Consider the following 19,627-nt stretch of genomic DNA (forward strand, 5'->3'; position numbering starts at 1 on the left):
GCCTTGGCGTAATTGCGTCCAGATTTTTTTCGAGTTTACTCGAAAAACTCCCCTAAAAATCTGTGACCTCCGCCGGAGGCTTTAACAAGGAGGAATTGAACTTCATTCCTCCCCATTCAGCCGGAGTTCGAACCCCCACTGAAAGAAAAATATTTGCATTCGTCTCACCGCTTATAGGAGTGGGAGACTTCTGCTGAATTCAGTTAAAGGATATTCGGAACTTTAATCATTCCGGATTCAGTTTCCTTTACGCTTTGCAACATTTCTTCACGATCTAGTATATCTGCTGGTACATCTTCACGTAGCACATTAAAAAGATGAAGCGGATGTGTCATCGGTTCAACATCTTCAGTATCTACTTCATTTAATATATCTGAAAAACCAATCATTGCTTCTAGTTGAGAAGCAAATGTTTCTGCTTCGATGTCTGTCATTCCGAGCTTGGCAAAGTTAGCAAAATAAAGAACATTATCTTTAGTAAATTGTGTCATGCACTTTCCTCCTCTTTGTTCTATTGTACAATTAATCATAACATCATATTATTGTCATGAAAAGTTCTGTCTTTCTAGTAGCCATAAATATGGACATACGGCTCATCAATTCCAGCCTCTTTCACAATTAATGCTTCCGGACCATTCACCGATGTTACACTCACTTCAATATAGATATTTGGAAAATTCTCTTTTATAAGACTCGCTATATATTGTGTAAAACCGATTGTTTCACTCGTACCGAAAAATTGAATCGGCATTTCTATTGATAAAGATTTAAGGGAACCATCTTTATAAAGTCCACGACCAATTACATTGACAAAACTAGGGAAAAAACCATCAATTTCTTGTTTAAACTTCTTAAAGGATGTATCTAACTCCCGATATTTTTCATCGTTCGTTGAGGCTGGAAACAAAACATATTCCTCGTCCACAATTTTCCATCCAGAAGGGGTGTCCTTACCTTTTTCAGCTGTCGTTGTTGCAAAATAAGTTCCTGGAACAATGGAATTTCGGCTCTCTTGTCTAAATAAACCAATTACAATCGGAATATCTCGAAGACCTTCTTGTGAACGGATCCTTCGGATAATCTCTTCACCTATTTTCATTCCTTCTGCTTCCAATACTTCTTTATCAATTTTTGTTTCTTCACCACTTCTAGCATAATGAACAGAGTTTAGTGAAAGTCCAATAGATATTCCAGCTAATCGGAGTTTTTTTTCATCTGTTAGCACAAGATAGTTCTGTTCCACAATGCGAGCAAGATAGCTCGGTGCCTTTGTTGCTATTTCGGCTTCGGACATATCTTCAGTCGTCTCTGGATTTAAACCCAACATATTCTTCTCTGATTTTCTTCCAAGCCACGATTTAACGGTTGCTTCGTCGATGTATTGACCTTCTTGGAAAAAATGATTTTTGGGATCAAACTTTTGTACGGATAGGCGTAACAAACCCTCTTCCGCTTCTTTTACATCATACTTCGTGTTTGTGGTACCCATATAACCACGACTTGCGCTTTGTTTAAATGGGATAAGCGTTTGATAGTACTCTTCCTTTATTTGTATATTAGGAATTACTACCATCTCTTCGACACGTTGTTCATTGTCCTGTATGACTTCTTCTTTCTTATCAATTGAAGGAAGGCAACCGCTAATAAGTACAACAGCAACTAGTCCAGGAATAATTAATATTCGCTTCATTTTATAACTCCTTTTCGCCTAGTGCTTCTATTAATTGTGTTTCATTCCAAACAGTGATTTCAAGTTCTTCGGCTTTAGCTAGTTTCGATCCGGCTGCTTCACCAGCAACCACGATATCTGTTTTTTTACTCACACTACCACTTACTATACCACCAAGCGCTTCTATTGCCTTCTTCGCTTCACCACGTGTAAGAACCATAAGTTTCCCTGTGAGAACGACAGTCTTGTTCACGAATATTCCACTGGTTGGAACTTCTTGCCGCAATAGTCCTTTATACGACATATTCAGCCCATGCATTTCGAGTTTACCAACTACTTTAAGAACATCCTCATTACCAAAATACGTAGTAATAGAAGTTGCTACCTTATCGCCAATTTCATGTATGGATGTTAACTTTTCAGTATCGGCTTGCATGAGCTGCGTAAGAGTTCCAAATTCTTCAGCAAGAATTCTCGCCGCCTTCTCTCCAACATGGCGAATCCCTAAGCCAAATAACATCTTTTCAAGAGAATTTTGTTTAGAGGCTTCAATCGCTGTCAATAAATTCGAAACCGACTTTTCACCCATTCGATCAAGTTCGATTAATTGTTCTCTTGTTAATGTATAAAGATCGGAAACGTCATGAACGAGATGTGCTTCGTACAGTTGGTCTACAACCCGTTCTCCTATGCCTTCTATGTTCATGGCATTGCGTGAGACAAAGTGAATAATCGCTTCTTTCATTTGGGCAGGGCATTGTGGATTTACACACCGAACAGCTACTTCGCCTTCAATACGAATCAGTTCAGAATCACATGCCGGACACTCTTTAGGCATTTCAAAAGGCTCAGCACTACTGGAACGTTCTTCGATTATAGGGGCCACAACTTCGGGGATAATGTCACCTGCTTTGCGGATAATTACCGTATCACCTATTCGAATATCTTTTTCTTTTATCAGATCTTCATTATGAAGCGAAGCACGCCCTACTGTTGAGCCATCGACCAGTACCGGTTCAAGTATCGCGGTTGGCGTAATTACACCTGTCCGGCCAACACTTAGCTCAATGTCTAATAACTTCGTTTGCACTTCCATTGCTGGGAACTTGAAAGCTGTAGCCCATTTTGGACTTCTTGCGGTAAATCCAAGTTGCTCCTGGTCCTCAATCAAATCTACTTTCACAACAATACCGTCAATGTCATAGTCTAGATTCGAACGTTTATCGATCCATATCTTCACATACTCAATCACTTCTTCAATCGTCACGCAACGCTTTCTTTCCTTATTTGTTTCAAATCCAAGCCGGTCGACAAAATCTAGGGCATCCGAATGACTGTCCACTCCATATTCCCCAGCATCTCCAGCAACTCCGTAAATGAAAACGGCTAGGTTCCGACTCGCCGCAATTTTGGGGTCGAGTTGTCGAAGAGATCCCGCCGCCGCGTTTCTAGGGTTCATGAACGGTTCTTCTCCAGCTTCATCGCGTGTTTCGTTTAATTGTACAAATTCTTTTTTCGGCATATACGCCTCGCCGCGCACTTCGATTGAAATTGGTTCATTTAACTTTAACGGGATGGTCCGAATGGTTTTTAAACTAGCCGTTATATCTTCACCAACTGAACCATCGCCGCGGGTAGAACCTTGGACAAATATCCCATCAACATATTTCAGGGATAGTGCAAGGCCATCAATTTTCAGTTCGCAAATATAAGAAACATTTGACCCCGTACCTGTTTGGACACGTTTATCAAATTCACGTAATTCCTCTTCATTGAATGCATTAGATAGGCTGAGCATTGGATACTCATGTGGGATTTTATTAAACCCAGTAAGAGTTTCTCCCCCGATTCGCTGAGTCGGAGAATACGGGTAAACAAAATCAGGGAATTCCTTTTCGATACGAAGTAACTCCTGAAAATAGCCATCGTAAACCGCATCAGTAACAAGTGGCTTATCAAGTACATAATAAGCATGACCGTATTCATGAAGAAGAGTATTCAGCTCGTCGACTCGCTCTTTAAGCGTGCTTTTATCCATCGTTTTGTTCTCCTCCAGACTCGTCAAACTTTTTCAATGGGTGCGAATTTAGCGAGTAACCTTTTCACACCGACTGGATTTGGGAACGCAATATCTAGTTCTACTTCCTCGCCGCTTCCTTTAACGCTTACGACCATACCTACGCCCCATTTTTTATGCGTCGCTTTGTCGCCGGGATTCCATCCCATTTTATCTCCGCCACTTTTCTTATACATAGGCTTTTTAACGGCTGGTCGAACAGGCGCAACAGACTTTCCAGAGGATTTTCTCCCAATAGAAAACCCGGTATTTACAGATAACTCTTCAGTAATGTCATCTGAGATTTCCCCGATAAATCGGGAAGGCATATTGTAACTTGCACGTCCGTAAAGTGTACGATACCTGGCGGATGATAAATAAAGTTTTCGTTCCGCCCGTGTAATTCCAACATAAGCAAGACGTCTCTCTTCTTCCATTTCCTCATCATCGCCCATGGAACGGGAATGAGGGAAGACATTCTCTTCCATACCTATTATGAACACTACTGGGTATTCAAGTCCTTTTGCTGCGTGCATCGTCATAAGAACAACTTTCTCGGTGTTCTTATTTTCATCTTTATCAAGTGAATCGATATCTGAAATAAGGGCCAAATCCGTTAAGAAAGCAACGAGAGATTTATCGTCAGAACCTTTTTCAAACGAGTTTGTTACAGATAGAAATTCTTCAATATTTTCAAGTCTACTCTCTGATTCAATTGATTTTTCTTTGTGCAACATTTCCCGGTATCCTGTTTTTTCAAGTATTTCTTCAACAAGTTCAGAAACGGGTAAGTATTCCTGCATTTTAGTAAAACCATTTATTAAATCACGGAACTTAGCAACTTCATTTGCTGCTCTAGATGTAAGCCCCATAAAATCAACTTCCTGAAGAGCGTCTAGAATTGTTCGGTCATGATCAATTGCAAAATGTGCAATTTTCTCGAATGACGTTGCGCCGATGCTTCGTTTTGGCTCATTGATTACGCGCGCAAGTGCTAGATCATCGGAGTTATTCGCAGTCAAACGCAAGTAGGCAAGAAGGTCTTTAATTTCTTTTCGATCATAGAATTTCGTACCGCCAACAATTGTGTACTCTATGTTCGACTTCACAAGGTATTCTTCAATCACACGGGATTGAGCATTCGTCCTGTATAAAACTGCAAACTGGTCCAACTTTAAGTTTTCTTCCTTTTGCAGTTCCAGAATTTTACCGACTACAAATTGAGATTCATCTTTTTCATCGCTCGCTAAATAAATAGAAATCGCTTCGCCTTCTAAATTATCCGTCCGAAGTTTTTTGTCGTAGCGACTGCGGTTATTTGTAATGACGTCGTTGGCCGCCTGAAGGATTCGTTTTGTTGAACGGTAGTTCTGTTCAAGCATTATCACTTCCGCATCATTATAGTCCTTTTCGAAAGACATAATATTGCCGATGTCCGCCCCACGCCAGCCGTATATAGATTGGTCAGAGTCTCCGACAACACATAAGTTTTTAAATTTCTCCGCAAGCATAGTCACTAAGCGATACTGTGCATTATTGGTATCCTGATACTCATCAACGTGAATGTATTGAAACTTGTTTTGATAATATTCAAGAACGTCTGGAACACGTTCGAACAGAACAAGCGTCATCATGATTAAATCGTCAAAATCGAACGACTGGTTTTGACGCAAACGTTTCGCATAGGCATCGTAGACATCTGCGATTGTCTTTTCATACGGATTGTGGTTATTGATTTGACTGCGGTATGTTTCAGCATCGATGCATTCATTTTTAGCTGAACTAATAGCATTTAACATCATACGAGGATCATTTTGCTTCGGGTCTAGATTGAGTTGTTTCAGTACATTTCGAACAACTGTTAACTGATCCGCCGAATCCAAAATAGAGAATGATTTTGAAATTCCAATCCGGTCGACATTGCGACGTAATATCCGCACACACATCGAGTGGAAAGTGGATACCCACATACGTTGTCCTGTCCCTGCCCCGAGCAAGCTGTCTACTCGGTCACGCATTTCCCGGGCTGCTTTATTTGTAAATGTAATGGCTAATATATTGGATGGATACACATTTTTTTCAACGACTAAATAAGCAATTCTATGCGTAAGCACCCGTGTTTTTCCCGAGCCTGCGCCTGCCATAATTAGTAAAGGGCCTTCCGTCTTTTTTACTGCTCGGGCTTGTTCTGGATTCATACCTACCAGTAGATTTTCTGCTATTTGATTCATTTAATACCGCCTCTCGGAACGTTTGTTCTAATTATACACTATTACACACTTTTCGTAACGGATTTCACTGCCTTTACAGTGGATAATGCTGCTTCAAAATCTTCGTATATACTATTTCCGACGACAATCGTATCCGCAATCTCAGCCATTGTTTTTGCGTCCTGTGCATTTTTAATGCCACCGCCGTAGAATAATCTTGTTTTTTCAAGAACTTTAGATGCCGCTCGAACAAGCTCAGGATCTCCATACATACCGCTGTATTCCATATAAAAAATGGGTAAATTGAAAAGATGTTCGGCCATTCGGGCATATGCGAGTACATCTTCTTTATCTGGAACTTTTTCAACACCTGTCAAAAGTGCCGCTTTGCAATTCGGATTTAAAATGCAGTACCCTTCTGTAAATATTTCATTCCAATCCATCATAAAGCCATATTTACGAAGTGCCGAATGATGGATCCCGTTAATCCATTCAGCTTTTGTTGAGTTGAGTACTGTTGGTATGAAGTAATAATCAAACCCAGGTGTAACGGACTCAACTGTTGATACTTCGAGTGCGATAGGAACAGCATATCTGCGAATACGTACAAGCAAGTCAAGGACGCTATCAAGCGTTATTCCGTCTGTTCCTCCAACAATAATTCCGTCCGTTCCCGATTCAGCTAATTGTTCTATTTGAAAATCCGTCACTGTTTTTGCCGGATCTAATTTAAAGGCGTGACGCCAAGTAGTGAAATCCATTGCCAATCACCTGACCATTTCTAGTTTATATCTCTAGTATAGCAAAAAAACCCGGCGGATTCTTTCTCCGCCTGGTTCTGAATTAATAAATTACGCCTCGGCCTAGTTGCGTCCGGATTTTACTCAGATTTCCCAGCATTTTGCTCCTCGATTTCGGGATAAAGTCTATCTAGGATCATATTATATCCACCCGAGCCATAGTCAACACAACGACGAATGCGTGAAATTGTTGCCGTACTTGCGCCTGTTTCATGTTGAATCTTATCGTACGTATTTTTCAACTTCAGTAATTGTGCTACTTCCAGACGTTGGGCTAGAGATTGTATTTCACTCATTGTTGAAAGGTCATCAAAAAACGCATAACATTCATCTAGATTTTTCAGTTCAAGTATTGCTGTAAAAAGCTGATCTGTCTGATGTCCACGTATCTTATTAATTTGCATTATTTTCCCTCTCTCTGAATGAATTTATTAAGGGGTATATGTGACGGATGTACTTAAGCCCGGCTTTGTCGGAATGATGTGAATCCATGTTTTACCTGGCACCAGTTTTGCCGGCACTCCGTCTTCAATCGGAGTAAGGATACCGTCTATATTTTTCCATTCTATTTCTCTCATCATACCTGCTTGGAATAGCAGTGCTTGGCCACCTGTTTCAAGATCAACGGACTGTCTGCCTACATCGTCAATTGTTCGGTGAATAGCTTCAAACACTAGAATATTCGATAATTCAACTTCTTCATCATTTGACTTATCTATTGTCACAATATCATTTACAGACCGTATGTATGTACCCTGTACTTCATCATACATATACGTGCTCGTAAAATTCGGGTGTGAACCATTATGAACAACAGCAATATTTGCCTGAACACCTACTTTAGCACTTTCAATGGAATCATGGAAAGAAAGTGATGGTAATTTACTTATTTCCATCGATGCATTTGTTTTCTCAGCGCCTAATAGTATGTTCTCAGCTGAAGTATAAGAGTTATGAGGCGCTTTCCGGTCGGATGAACGTTTAAAAAGTGTTCCATCATAGTGCATTCCATTTATATTATCCACATAGCCTTTTTGTAGTAGTGCCAGTGCATCTGGACTGTATCCATGGGCAACATAAAATGCATCAAGCCCTTTTGCAACATGAATAAAATAGTCTCTTGCACTTCGAACCGGTCCAACTTGTTCAGGCAACTCGCTTTGAAATACAGCTAAAAGTCTCGTAACATTTCCTTCAGCAATAAATTCATACACAATATCTGCTTCACTAATACCCGATTGCGGACGGGCTAGTGGATGATTATTAATCGTTACAAGTATTGGGCGTTGCATGTTTTCCACGTCTTCTAAAACCCCTGTAAACGGTGCCATAAACTTAGGAACAACTTCTTCGATTTCTTCAGGCTCTTCTTCTGGTTCCTCTACTGCAATCACTTTATCTGGTTCTTTTTCGGGTTCTTCCATTACCTCTTCTTTTGAACAAGCCGAAACTAGCAACATTGCGATAGCTATGAAAAGCCACGCTCTCATTTTCTCTATCATTTGCTCCCCCTATCTTTCCGTTTCCGGAAGTAAAGCTACTCTTTATCTGTATGTATAGCGAACTATTCACCAACTACAATACATTTGTTTACTATCTTTAGATAATTCCATTTACATGATATTTATCGTAGCATAGCAAGAAGAATAAATATAGGTAGTTAGAAGATTCTGTGCGGGTAGAATTATTGCAAAGTCCCCTTTTTCTAATGGACTTCGATTGAAACCTACTGTTATTGGTTAATCTAAATATGTTGGAGAAAATCCAATTCGAATCGATTATTCGTGATAGGAGATTTGAGCATGAAAAAAAAACCAATGGCAAAGCCAGAACCACCTGAATTGATGGAAGAGCTTGCGAAAAAGTTAAAACCATCTACTGATGTCATGCAAATTCCATTACAAATCGAGAAGAAACAAGCCCTTTTATTTTACTTAAAAACAGTTGTTGACGGTGATAAATTACAGAATATGATTATCAAACCATTTTTTGAAATGTCTTCAATAGAGCATTTTGAGTCCTATATTAACTCATTGCCGGATAAAGTCGATATTCCCGAGACAAATGAACTCTTAATCAAGATCACTCAAGGGTTTGTTCTTATTTCTATACAAGATCGACTCCTTTTATTTGATATAAAAAAACTAAATTCTGACGCGGTTCAACAGACGGTGATGGAAGGGACGGTCCACGGACCACAATTAGCACTAAGTGAAAGCCTTGAAACAAACCTAAATATTATACGCCAACATTATCATAACCCTGATTTAACTGTAGAAATAATCCAACTCAGCGATAAGACGAATCGCTCCATCGCTATTGTATATGACTCACACACAGTGAATAAAAAAGTGTTAAATCAAATTACAAGCAAGTTGCAACAACTAAAAGAACCACTTGTCCAATCGAGCGGGGACCTAGAAAACTTTTTAACCGATAAGAAGTACAATCTTTTCCCAAGGACGCTATTAACCGAACGTCCAGATCGAATTGTATATAACATAACGGGAGGGAAAGTAGCCATTTTTGTCGATGGAAGCCCAAATGTCGTTATAGCTCCTGTTGTTTTCTTCGATTTCATGACAGCGATGGAAGACAACTACCACACATATTGGGTTTCTTTTTTCGGCACTGTCCTCGGTTACTTCGGTCTGCTTACATGTTTATTGTTGCCAAGCTTTTATGTCGTATTTACATCATATGCACCCGAGATACTTCGAACAGAACTGGCGTTGACTGTGACAGCGAGTAGGGTAGGCGTACCCTATCCCTCATATATAGAAGTGCTCTTCATGCTCATTTTTATGGAATTACTAACCGAAGCGAGTATCCGTCTTCCCAAAGCAATTAGTGCCGCAGCGACCACAGTGGGTGGTTTAATTTTAGGTACGGCCGCAACTGAAGCCGCATTGGCATCAACTGTAATGATCATTGTTGTAGCGGCCGTTGCAATTTCAACTTTTGCTATTCCAATCAATGAATTAAGTTTTTCATTAAGAGTCTTACGAATACTCCTTCTGTTATTCACATCGCTTTTTGGATTAAGTGGCCTAATTATCGGATTTTTAGGTATTCTGATGCACTTAGGCAACATAGACAGTTTTGGAGAACCCTATTTCAGATTTTTTCAGAAGAATAAGAATGAGGAGAAAAAGGTGAGTAACGGATGAATCGGTTTATTTATTATTTGCTTATCATCCGAATGATATCAAGCATTGCGACTACTGTTCCAAAAATCTTATTGGAACAAAGTAAATCGGGGGCACTCGCTTCAATGATTCTTGGCACACTGATAGGACTCATTTTGACATACGTCATTATCCGTTTCTTCAATAAATTCCCCGGTAAAGATCTACCCGAACTAATGAAAAAAAGCATGCCAAAATGGGTTTTTTATCCCATTATATTCTTCTTCTTTTTAGTGATGTACGCGGCAGGCACCGCAAAACTTATTACATTTACTTTTATTCTAGTCACATTTTTAACTCCTGAAATGGCTCTAATTACAATGGCGTTGCCTTTTCTATTAATTGGTGCGTACGTTACATTGATGAAGACGGAAAATGTTTTATATTCAGTTGAAGTCATCTTCATCCTATTTATCCCTTTAGGCATCTTTATATTTATAAAAGCTTTTATCCATGAAAATATTAATTGGGATTATATAAAAATTGCTATCATGCATGCCAACCATTTGCCACAATATAACCCGTTCACTGCGACTTTGTCCATATTTCTTGGCGTCGCATCTTTGATGATTTTCAATAAATATGTGGTGGTAAAGCAAGCTATCGGGATGAAGCATATGGCCGCAATTGGTTTTTTGAGTCTTCTTACATTGTTTATAACCTATTTTATGCCTCTTGGTTTCGGTGGATTTGATGATATCGATAAACTATTATATCCATGGATTTCGACAAGCGATTCCATTCGTATGAAACTCGGCTTAATTGAACGACTCATTTTCCTATTTATGCTTCTTTTTGCATCAATGTCTTTATTAAACATAGCAATTCAATGGCACATCGCTGCCCAACTTCTCGGAAAAATCATTTATGTAAAGCGATTTAAATGGAAAAGTAAAAACTTAACACCTTTTTTAATCGCTTTCGTATTTTCTTTAATAGCTGGTATATTGTCGAACAATTTCACAGAACATGATTTACACACTTTCGCAATTACAATAAACAACATTCTTCCACTTTTCTTTTTTATTCTTCTTCTATCTATGTGGGCCGTCAAGCGGGGGGCGAAATCATGAAGTCTTTCAATATATATTCGAAACTGTTTTTTATCCTCTTACTGCTATTAGCGATGACTCTCCCAGGTTGCGCATTCAAAGATGTTGACAAAAGAACATTTGTTGTAGGAATTGGAATCGATCCTGTGGAAAATAGTGATAATAAGTACAAAGTTACTTTAAAAATCGCAAAACCGATTGGCACAATAAAGGATGCTACGGCTCCAACTTATGCATATATGTCCCATGAAAGTGATTCCATATCAGCGGCAATCCGAATTATGGAAACCCATACAGACAAAGTAATCGAATTCTCGCATACAAAGTTTATTGCAATCAGTGAAAAACTCTTAGATGGAAATCTAAAGGACTTCTTGGATTACTTTGTACGAAGAGGAGACATACAACTCGTTGCTTGGATTGCTGCTGCAAAACCGTCCGCAGAACATATATTAAAACTAGAGCCCACTACCGAATCAGCCGGATATGTAGCCTTATTCAATTTTTTTGATGGAAACGGTACAGAAAGTCCGTATATTGTAACAACCTTCCTTTATGAGTTCAGGCGGCAGATCCTAGCGAAAGGAACGGATTCTGTACTCCCGCTTATTGAATCCAATAAAGAGGATACCGAATTAATTATCAATAAATCGGTCATCATCAAACAAAAACACAAATCGTTGGAATTAAGCCCAACTCACACGAAGTTCTACAATTCTCTAATCAAACATGCGAATGGCTATAGTTACAAAGTGCATGATGAGGATCTAAAGCTACTATTGAATGTTAATAAATTTAAAATGAAATTTAAAATGATTACCGATAAGGGTAAACCTCCCCGCGTCGATATGAAGGTGAAAATAATCGCCTCAGTTTTAGAATCAAGTGAAAGTCTATCAACTTTAAAGCTAAATGAGTACAATAAATTAACTGTAAAGTATATGGAAAAGATTACACTGGAACTGTTAGAGTTAGTGCAGAAAAACGAACTCGATCCTATGGGATTCGGCCTGCGTTACAGAGCCACACGATTGAATGATAAAGACACATACTCCAAATGGGAAAGTATGTATCCAGACCTAGAATTCAACGTGAAATATGACGTCGATATACAAAGCATAGGCGCGGTTCAGTAATTCATTTATACAAAATAAGAATAGCTAAAATAAAAAAACAGTGAATAGTTCGCAGGTTACCGAACTTTCCACTGTTTTAAATGGATGCATCTTATTTTTTAAAGAGTTTAACCAATTCATTGACAATCAATGGCAATAGGCTTAATCCGGCAATGAGTGTCCAATCCATCAGACCAAGCGAGTGTACGCTAAATAGTTTTGCAAGTGGCCCAATCGAAACAATTGCTACTTGAAGCCCAACTCCTAGTAAAATCGAATAGGTTAGGAACTTATTTTTAAAAATACCTGCTTTAAAAATGGAATGGTTCATTGACCTGAAATTTAAGGAATGAATTAATTGTGAGAAGCTCAGCGCAAGAAAAGCCATTGTCTGTCCGTGCATAATTGCTGTTTTAGAAATCGTTTCAGATCCTAACGATAGAATACTACCAACATATGCACCGGATGAATAAACGCCGATTATAAAGGCAGCTAATGTAATTGCCCCAATTAACAAACCATTTAAGAGTAAAAAAAGTATCATTCCATGAAAAATACTTTCATCTCGGTGACGCGGTTTTTCTTTCATTACATCTGCTTCTTCGGGATCTACCCCAAGGGAAAGTGCTGGAAATGAATCCGTTACTAAGTTCACCCAAAGTATATGAACGGGACGAAGAATTACAGGCCAGCCAAGAAGGATAGCTGTAAAGAGCGCAATGATTTCACCTAAATTACAAGACAATAAGAATAGAATTGCTTTTTTAATGTTGCGGTAAATGGTACGACCTTCTTCAACAGCTTTGACAATGGAGCCGAAATTGTCGTCTGTCAAAATCATGTCTGAAGCACCTTTTGCGACATCTGTTCCTGTAATCCCCATCGCTACGCCTATATCCGCCGTTTTTAAAGAAGGTGCGTCGTTTACACCGTCCCCTGTCATCGAAACCGTATTGCCTTTTGCTTTAAGTGCTTGCACGATTTTCACTTTGTGTTCAGGAGAAACGCGGGCGTACACATTCGTATGCTCAGCTTGTTCAAATAATTGTTCTTCGGTGAGTGATTTAAGCGTTTCCCCATCTATTACTTCCGATTTATCTACTGCGATGCCAAGTTCTTTCGCAATCGCAAACGCGGTATCCCGGTGATCTCCAGTAATCATTACGGTACGAATTCCTGCTTTTTTAGTTACTTGGATCGCTTCTTTCACTTCTTCCCGTGGGGGATCAATCATCCCGACAAGACCGATGAATGTTAACTTTTCTTCGATAAGGTCCCGATTCACGGACTTTACTCGTTCTACTTTTTTATACGCAGATCCTAATACTCGAAGGGCTGCATTCGACATCTTCGCAGCATGTTCCAAAATTAACTTGTTAGCCTCTTCATCTAGCGGCCTGGAACCTTCGACCGTTTCGTAATGTGTACATTTTAATAAGAGTCCGTCAATCGCCCCTTTTGTGTGTATATAAGACGTTCCATTGTACTCATTGATGGTCGTCATTAGTTTTCGTTGGGATTCGAAAGGAATTTCATCAATTCGAGGATGTTGATTATCAAGGTCATTCTTTTTAATACCGAATTCTTCCGCTGCTACAAGAAGGGCAATTTCAGTCGGGTCACCCGTTTCTGTTTCGCTTGAATAGGTGGCATCATTGCATAATGCAATATTTTCAAATAGTAGGCGATGAACAGGATTTTCTGTCTTTGCATCAATCAAGTCATGTAATGAATTGTTTGCAAAAAATGTTGTGACCGTCATTTTGTTTTGAGTTAATGTTCCTGTTTTATCCGAACAAATCACATTTACTGAACCAAGCGCTTCGACTGCTGGCAACTTTCTTATAATTACATTGCGCTTACTCATCCGTTGTACACCAATCGCAAGAACAATGGAGACAATTGCCGGCATGCCTTCTGGAATTGCAGCGACTGCTAGACTGACCGATAGCATAAACATATCCAGAACTTCGCGGCCTTGGAAAATTCCAATACCAAAAATTAAAACGCAAATAAGCATTGCTGCGATACCCAACTGTTTACCTAATTTGGCAAGTGTTTTTTGAAGTGGGGTTTCATTATCCGACTCCTTATCAAGCATTGCGGCTACTTTTCCGATTTCGGTTGTCATTCCAGTTGCCACAGCGATTCCCGTTGCACGTCCGTATGTCGTAAGTGTCGACATGAATGCCATGTTTTTCTGGTCCCCGATTGGCATTGCATCATTTCCTATAAAATCTGAATCCTTATCAACCGGCACAGATTCCCCTGTTAATGCCGCTTCGTCTATTTTCAAGTTGGCCGTTTCAATAAGTCGAATATCGCATGGAACGTATCTACCTGCGTCAAGTACGATGACATCCCCAGGGACAACTTCTTCAGAGGGAATTTCCATCTGTTCACCGTTCCTGCGTACAAGCGCTTTCGGCGTGGACATATTTTTTAAGGCTTCTAACGCCTCTTCCGCTTTCGATTCTTGAACAACACCAACGACCGCATTGATGACGACGACAAGCCCAATAATGATTGAATCCACTAGTTCCCCGAGCATTCCAGAAATAACCGCAGCAGCAATCAAAACATAAATGAGGATATTGTTAATCTGTGAAAAGATCCGTTCAAGGAGCGAGCGACTTTTCGCACCTACCAGCTGATTCAAACCATACTTTTCTAACCTACTTCGGACTTCTTCATCACTTAACCCAACTGAGGGATCCGTTATCATCCATTGTTCTTCACTTTCAAGTGGCATTGTGCAAATCTCTCCTTTGAAACACCTAGTACTTAGCTTCAGATATACGAACAAAGTTCTCTATTTTGTAAGTATACGTTACCCTACCCGTCTATTCCCTATTTTAAATAAAAAAGTCCATTCTCTCGTTTTTTTGAGAGAACGGACTTTTAGTTATTCAAACGTACGCCAGCCGATATCCTTCCGGTAGAAGAATCCGTCCCATTCAAGTTGAGACAAGCCTTTGTAAACGTCTTCTTGTGCTTGTTTTAGTGAACCTGCTTGTGCGGTTACGAGAATCACACGGCCGCCGTTACCGACGAATCTAGTAGCACTCGCTATCGTTCCTGCATGGAATACATCCAAACCTTGCGCTGACAAAACATCTAAATCTGGAAGTGCTGCACCTTTCACAACATCCCCAGGATAATTGTCCGCCGCAACGACGACGCCCAACATTGCTTCTTCATTCCATTTTAACTCATACGGTCTGCTTTCCATAAGCGCCATCATGAATTCACCGAAATCCGATGCCATTCTTGGAAGAACCACTTGTGTTTCGGGATCACCGAAGCGTGCGTTGAATTCAATCGTCTTTGGACCGTCTTCAGTTAAAATAAGTCCTGCATAGAGGATTCCTGTGAATGGAACGCCTTCCGCCGCCATTGCTTTCACTGTTGGAACGACAACTTTGTCATAAGCTTCCTGCACGACTGCATCCGAAATTTGGGGAACAGGCGAGTATGCACCCATTCCACCTGTGTTTGGTCCTTTATCGCCGTCATACGCCCGCTTATGGTCTTGCGCAACAACCATCGGGTAAATCTGTCCATCGTGGACGAACGACATGTACGAGAACTCCTCGCCGTCCAGGAACTCTTCAATAACCACTTTAGAAGAGGATTCACCAAACTTCTGGTTGCCAATCATATCGTCGACCGCTTCAAGGGCCGCGTCCAACGTCATCGCAACAATGACACCTTTTCCTGCCGCTAACCCGTCTGCTTTTACAACAATCGGTGCACCTTTTTCACGAATAAACGCTTTTGCCTCTTCAGCATCTGTGAATGTTCCATAACCTGCTGTTGGTATATTGTATTTATCCATAATTTCTTTCGCGAATGATTTACTACCTTCAATTTGTGCCGCCGCTTTCGTTGGACCGAAAATTTTCAATCCACGTTCATTGAAAAAATCAACGATTCCTTCCGCAAGCGGTTGTTCAGGACCGACAAATGTTAAATCAATAGCGTTTTCTTTTGCGAATGAAGCAAGTGCCTCAAAATCCGTAGCGCTAATTTGTACGCATTCGGCATCGTTTTTCATGCCATCATTTCCCGGTGCAACAAATACTTTATCAACCGAAGGGGAGACATTGAACTGTCTGGCAATCGCGTGCTCACGACCGCCGCCCCCGATAACGAGTACTTTCAATGCATTTCCCTCCTTAGTGTTTGAAATGACGAACGCCGGTCATTACCATCGTAATTCCGTATTCGTTTGCTTTCTTAATGGAATCTTCGTCTTTGACGGATCCACCTGGTTGGATAATTGCCGTAATGCCTGCTTTTGCTGCCGCCTCGACGGTATCATCCATTGGGAAAAATGCGTCCGACGCAAGCGCTGCGCCTTTTGCACGAACGCCCGCTTGTGTAAGTGCAATATTCGCAGCTCCCACACGGTTCATCTGTCCCGCACCAACTCCAAGCGTCATATGATCATCGGAGACGACAATTGCGTTCGACTTCACATGTTTCACAACTGCCCATCCAAGTTTCATCGCTTCCCACTCAGCTTCTGTCGGCTGACGGTCTGTCGCAACTTTGATGTCTGCTTCCGCAAATCCGTATGCATCCGGCTCTTGCATTAGGAGTCCGCCTTCAACAGAAACGGTATTCCATTGGTCTTTTTTGTTTTGATCAAATGAAATTGTCATCAAACGAATGTTTTTCTTCTTCGTCAGAATTTCAATCGCTTCTTTCGTGAATGACGGTGCGATAATAATTTCAAGGAAAATCCCCGATAGTTTCTCAGCAGTTGGCGCATCTACTTCACGGTTCAATGCAACAATACCACCAAAAATCGACATTGGGTCTGCTTCGTATGCTTTCGTAAACGCATCGAAAACTGTTTCGCCAGTACCAACGCCGCAAGGATTCATATGTTTCACCGCGACTGCAGCTGCAAGATCAAATTCTTTAACGATTTGAATTGCCGCATTCGCATCTTGGATATTGTTGTACGAAAGTTCTTTACCGTGTAATTGTTCCGCAGACGCAATCGAAAAATCCGAACCAAGTGGACGGCTGTAAAATGCTGCTTTTTGATGCGGGTTTTCACCGTAACGCAGCGGTTGTTTCAGTTCATATGTATACGTTACTTGCTCCGGAAATTCCTCGCCTGTCAGATCCGTAAGATAGCCTGAAATAAGTGCATCGTAAGCCGCCGTATGACGGAATACTTTTGCCGCCAAGCGTCTACGCGTTTCAAGTGTTGTTTTACCATCTGCTTGTAATTCAGTAATGACTTGCTCGTAATCAGACGCGTCGACAATCACTGTGACATACGCATGGTTTTTCGCAGAAGCACGAAGCATCGCTGGGCCACCAATATCGATATTTTCAATGGCATCGTCCGCCGAGACATTCGGTTTTGAAATCGTTTCTTTAAATGGATATAAGTTTACACAAACGATATCTATCGGCTGAATGCCGTGCTCTTTCATTTCTGCGATATGAGATGGGTCATCTTGTTTCGCAAGAAGTCCTCCGTGAATCAATGGGTTCAGCGTTTTTACGCGCCCTTCCATAATTTCAGGGAATCCCGTTACTTCATCGACAGCCGTTACCCCAACACCATTGTCCGCAAGATGTTTCATCGTCCCGCCTGTTGATAGGAGTTCATAACCAAGACCTTCAAGCACCTTAGCAAATTCCAGTATTCCACTTTTGTCCGACACGCTTAATAGTGCTCGTTTTTTCACAAATAAAACCCTCCATCTTTCAATAAAATAGTAATTTCTTTTCAAAGTCGAGTTTGCTTGCGCTCGCAGGGTGTTTGCTTGCACTCCAGTGTAGTTTGATTGCACTCGGCGGGTGTTTGCTTGCACTCGACAAGAGTTTGCTTGCACTCAATCAGTTTTGCTTGCAAGTCGTGACCTTTAGCCTACCATTTTTCACGATTAACTAAAAAGCTCACTCAAAGCATCTTTATATAGAAAATGTTCAACTGCATGGATCGCTTCAGCGGTTTTCTCTACATCCCCGCCAACTACGTCAACGGCATGCTGAGCTAAAATCGGTCCCGTATCCATACCCGCATCCACTAAGTGAACGGTCACGCCCGTTACTTTCACACCGTGCGCAATCGCTTGTCCAATCGCATCTTTTCCTGGAAACGCGGGAAGAAGCGATGGGTGGATATTAATGATTTTCGAAGGATATGCGGATAATAAAACTGGTCCAATCAGACGCATATATCCCGCTAGGACAATCCATTCTACTTCTGATTCCTGAAGTGCTGTCAGTATTGCTTGTTCATACGCATCTTTTGATTCAAAACTTTTAGGTGGAACTACCAAAGCGGAAATCCCAACCTTTTTAGCGCGCTCAACCGCATACGCATCCGGTTTATTCGTCACAAGCATTACGATTTCAGCATTTAACTCACCATTCTCGCAAGCTTCTGCTAGTGCAGAAAAATTGCTGCCGCTCCCGGAAGCGAATACAGCAATCTTCACTTTATTGTTCATTCAACTAGACTTCCATCATGTTCACCCGTAAATTGGACGCCCTCGCCTTTTACAATGTGACCGATTTTAAAAGCCGTTTCCCCGTGTTCTGTTGCAATTTTAATTGCTGCTTCCGCTTGCTCTTCTGGCAAAGCAATAACAAAACCAATACCCATATTGAATACGCTGTATAAATCTTTATCCGTAAGTTCGCCTTTTTCTTTCAGCATTTTGAACACTGGAAGAACTGGCCAAGAACCTAGATCGACTTCCGCTGCGAATCCTTCAGGCAACATGCGTGGTAAGTTTTCAAAGAAGCCGCCGCCCGTAATATGTCCCATTGAGTGAACATCGAGTTCAGCATGCATTTGTAAAACAGGTTTTGCATAAATTTTCGTCGGCTCAAGAAGTGCATCTCCGACCGTACCAAGTTCTTCATATCCTGTAATTAAATCATCAATTTGAAAACCTGAATCCTCAAAAACGATTTTACGTACAAGTGAATAACCGTTTGAATGAATCCCGCTTGAAGCAAGTCCAACAAGAACATCACCTTCAGCTACATGTTCACCTGTAACGACTTTATTTTTTTCACAAGCACCCACTGCAAATCCAGCTAAATCGTATTCATCGATTTTGTAGAGACCTGGCATCTCAGCCGTTTCTCCGCCAATTAAAGCTGCACCGGACTGAACACAACCGTCCGCAATTCCTTTAACGATTGCTTCAACCTTCGCCGGGACTGCTTTTCCAAGCGCGATATAATCTAGAAAATAAAGTGGTTCCGCACCTTGTGCAACAATGTCATTGACACACATTGCAACGCAGTCAATTCCGATTGTGTCATGCTTATCCGCCATAAATGCAAGCTTCAGTTTTGTTCCAACGCCATCAGTACCCGAAATAAGTACTGGCTCTTTATAATTAAGTGCAGAGAGATCGAACATTCCACCAAAACCACCGAATGTACCAACGACTCCTTTTCGTGCTGTCCGTGCTACATGTGATTTCATTCTTTCAACTGATTCATAACCAGCCTCAATATTTACTCCTGCTTTTTCATATGCATTTGACAT

At 40.7% G+C, this 19,627-nt stretch carries 15 protein-coding genes; 3 read left to right on the forward strand and 12 right to left on the reverse strand.

The window, feature by feature from the left end:
• Positions 1–203: 203 nt before the first annotated feature.
• The 7 genes from gatC to ACP8HH_RS15580 all read right to left on the reverse strand — a co-directional run bounded on the left by gatC (position 204) and on the right by ACP8HH_RS15580 (position 8,237).
• Entirely contained in the window at positions 204–491 is a 288-nt protein-coding gene (gatC, locus tag ACP8HH_RS15550; protein ID WP_438312857.1) for an Asp-tRNA(Asn)/Glu-tRNA(Gln) amidotransferase subunit GatC, read from the reverse strand.
• Positions 492–565: 74 nt separating this feature from the next.
• On the reverse strand, positions 566–1,690 hold the full coding sequence (locus tag ACP8HH_RS15555; RefSeq protein ID WP_438312858.1) for a CamS family sex pheromone protein: 1,125 nt from the start codon (positions 1,688–1,690) through the stop codon (positions 566–568).
• Position 1,691: 1 nt separating this feature from the next.
• On the reverse strand, positions 1,692–3,707 hold the full coding sequence (ligA, locus tag ACP8HH_RS15560; protein WP_438312860.1) for an NAD-dependent DNA ligase LigA: 2,016 nt from the start codon (positions 3,705–3,707) through the stop codon (positions 1,692–1,694).
• A 23-nt stretch (positions 3,708–3,730) separates the two neighbouring features.
• A complete protein-coding gene (gene pcrA, locus ACP8HH_RS15565) occupies positions 3,731–5,956 on the reverse strand; it encodes a DNA helicase PcrA (RefSeq protein WP_438312862.1) in 2,226 nt (741 codons plus the stop codon).
• 41 nt (positions 5,957–5,997) lie between these two features.
• Positions 5,998–6,696 (reverse strand): heptaprenylglyceryl phosphate synthase, encoded by a 699-nt coding sequence (locus tag ACP8HH_RS15570; RefSeq protein ID WP_438312864.1) that lies wholly within the window; start codon positions 6,694–6,696, stop codon positions 5,998–6,000.
• 119 nt (positions 6,697–6,815) lie between these two features.
• Positions 6,816–7,139, reverse strand: coding sequence for a YerC/YecD family TrpR-related protein (locus ACP8HH_RS15575; RefSeq protein WP_438312866.1), 324 nt, complete (start codon positions 7,137–7,139; stop codon positions 6,816–6,818).
• Between the two features lie 27 nt (positions 7,140–7,166).
• Complete coding sequence (locus tag ACP8HH_RS15580; RefSeq protein ID WP_438312868.1) at positions 7,167–8,237, reverse strand: DUF3048 domain-containing protein; 1,071 nt, start codon at positions 8,235–8,237, stop codon at positions 7,167–7,169.
• Positions 8,238–8,537: 300 nt separating this feature from the next.
• Between ACP8HH_RS15580 and ACP8HH_RS15585 the strand changes: the two genes are divergently transcribed.
• From ACP8HH_RS15585 to ACP8HH_RS15595, 3 genes are read left to right on the forward strand one after another with little or no spacing between them, the layout of a single operon-like run.
• Entirely contained in the window at positions 8,538–9,905 is a 1,368-nt protein-coding gene (locus tag ACP8HH_RS15585; RefSeq protein WP_438312870.1) for a spore germination protein, read from the forward strand.
• A complete protein-coding gene (locus ACP8HH_RS15590) occupies positions 9,902–10,996 on the forward strand; it encodes a GerAB/ArcD/ProY family transporter (RefSeq protein ID WP_438312872.1) in 1,095 nt (364 codons plus the stop codon). Before ACP8HH_RS15585 ends, ACP8HH_RS15590 begins: the two co-directional genes overlap by 4 nt.
• Positions 10,993–12,111, forward strand: coding sequence for a Ger(x)C family spore germination protein (locus ACP8HH_RS15595; protein ID WP_438312874.1), 1,119 nt, complete (start codon positions 10,993–10,995; stop codon positions 12,109–12,111). The genes ACP8HH_RS15590 and ACP8HH_RS15595 overlap by 4 nt, the downstream gene beginning before the upstream one ends.
• A 91-nt stretch (positions 12,112–12,202) precedes the next feature.
• On the opposite strand, the gene ACP8HH_RS15600 is transcribed toward ACP8HH_RS15595, so the two are convergent.
• The 5 genes from ACP8HH_RS15600 to purM form a co-directional block, all read right to left on the reverse strand.
• Positions 12,203–14,842 carry a cation-translocating P-type ATPase gene (locus ACP8HH_RS15600; protein WP_438312876.1) on the reverse strand — a complete coding sequence of 880 codons (2,640 nt, stop codon included), beginning with the start codon at positions 14,840–14,842 and terminating at the stop codon, positions 12,203–12,205.
• Between the two features lie 153 nt (positions 14,843–14,995).
• A complete protein-coding gene (gene purD / locus ACP8HH_RS15605) occupies positions 14,996–16,255 on the reverse strand; it encodes a phosphoribosylamine--glycine ligase (RefSeq protein ID WP_438312878.1) in 1,260 nt (419 codons plus the stop codon).
• A 13-nt stretch (positions 16,256–16,268) separates the two neighbouring features.
• Positions 16,269–17,804 carry a bifunctional phosphoribosylaminoimidazolecarboxamide formyltransferase/IMP cyclohydrolase gene (gene purH, locus ACP8HH_RS15610; protein WP_438312880.1) on the reverse strand — a complete coding sequence of 512 codons (1,536 nt, stop codon included), beginning with the start codon at positions 17,802–17,804 and terminating at the stop codon, positions 16,269–16,271.
• A gap of 198 nt (positions 17,805–18,002) precedes the next feature.
• A complete protein-coding gene (gene purN, locus ACP8HH_RS15615) occupies positions 18,003–18,572 on the reverse strand; it encodes a phosphoribosylglycinamide formyltransferase (RefSeq protein ID WP_438312882.1) in 570 nt (189 codons plus the stop codon).
• Entirely contained in the window at positions 18,569–19,627 is a 1,059-nt protein-coding gene (purM, locus tag ACP8HH_RS15620; protein ID WP_438312884.1) for a phosphoribosylformylglycinamidine cyclo-ligase, read from the reverse strand. Before purM ends, purN begins: the two co-directional genes overlap by 4 nt.

The organism is Sporosarcina sp. FA9 (assembly GCF_051550205.1).
Classification (GTDB): Bacteria; Bacillota; Bacilli; order Bacillales_A; family Planococcaceae; genus Sporosarcina.